The sequence below is a fragment of the Winogradskyella immobilis genome (assembly GCF_021887715.1).
GTDB lineage: Bacteria > Bacteroidota > Bacteroidia > Flavobacteriales > Flavobacteriaceae > Winogradskyella > Winogradskyella immobilis.
The window spans coordinates 1-975 of record NZ_JAIQXX010000054.1; the positions used below are offsets into that span (position 1 = coordinate 1).

At 31.1% G+C, this 975-nt stretch carries 2 protein-coding genes; both read left to right on the forward strand.

The genetic code is table 11. From position 1 onward, the window contains the following. Positions 1-344: 344 nt before the first annotated feature. Entirely contained in the window at positions 345-584 is a 240-nt protein-coding gene (locus K8Z87_RS13785; protein ID WP_227478160.1) for a ribbon-helix-helix domain-containing protein, read from the forward strand. Continuing rightward, positions 577-864, forward strand: a complete 288-nt coding sequence (locus K8Z87_RS13790) for a type II toxin-antitoxin system RelE/ParE family toxin (protein WP_227478161.1) — start codon at positions 577-579, stop codon at positions 862-864. The genes K8Z87_RS13785 and K8Z87_RS13790 overlap by 8 nt, the downstream gene beginning before the upstream one ends. Positions 865-975: the final 111 nt, after the last annotated feature.

Here is a 975-nt window from a genome sequence, read left to right on the forward strand (position 1 = left end):
AACTATTTTTTTGCCTTCTAAACGGCTGAAAAAAATCTTTTGAACGTCGAAATAATAATCAAAAAAGAGTCAACCTATTTCAGTATAATACATAAAGCTGACTTGTGTCTCTATATTTTGCAAGCAAAATCCCAATCCACAAGAAATGTGATTCAACTCCAGCGTTATGCCAAATTGCTAACGCAGCGGCAATCTTGGGTGTTTTATTTACATCAGCTTAAGCTTCCCGTCGAGGGTAAACGTAATCCAACGAACATTATGCCGCAATTTGGCATAACGCTGGAGTTGGCAACAATTTTGAAATGATTCATATTTGATGTATATTTACACCAAAATATATAATTATGTCAAGACAAAGTATATCATTTACCGAACCTAACGATGAATGGCTAAAAGCACAAGTGAATAAAAATGAATATTCAAGCAAAAGCGAATTAGTAAACGATTTAATAAGACAAGCTAGAAAACAGCAAATACAAATTGACTGGGTTCGAGCAAAACTTAATAATGCTGAAAAAAGTGGATTTACGAATGATACTAAGAATGAAATCTTAGCTCAATCAAAGTCATTGTTGAATGGCTAAATATAAATTAAGTAACGAAGCTAAAAAAGATTTAATTAGAATTCATCATTACGGAGTTCAAAAATTCGGAATGGCTCAAGCCGATAAATATTTTGAGTCATTTTTTGAATATTTTGACATTATTTCTCAAAGACCTTTTTCATTTGAGTCAGTTGACTACATTAAAAAAGACTACAGAAGATGTGTTTGCGGAATAGATAGTATCTACTATAAAGTAAATAATAACGTAGTTGAAATAATGGCAGTTATTGGAAGACAAGATTTAAATGACACACTGTAATCTGAATAAAAAAAGTTGCCAACAAAGAACTGAGTTAAAAAACAAGCATTATTGAGCTAATTTTGAAACAAAATTTTCATCATAAGGCAATCCACTTTTTGCTATTGCAAA

Excerpts from the sequence above, each read along its gene's own strand:
- K8Z87_RS13785 (WP_227478160.1), top strand. The coding sequence starts at position 345 with ATGTCAAGACAAAGTATATCATTTACCGAACCTAACGATGAATGGCTA.
- K8Z87_RS13790 (WP_227478161.1), top strand. The coding sequence starts at position 577 with ATGGCTAAATATAAATTAAGTAACGAAGCTAAAAAAGATTTAATTAGA.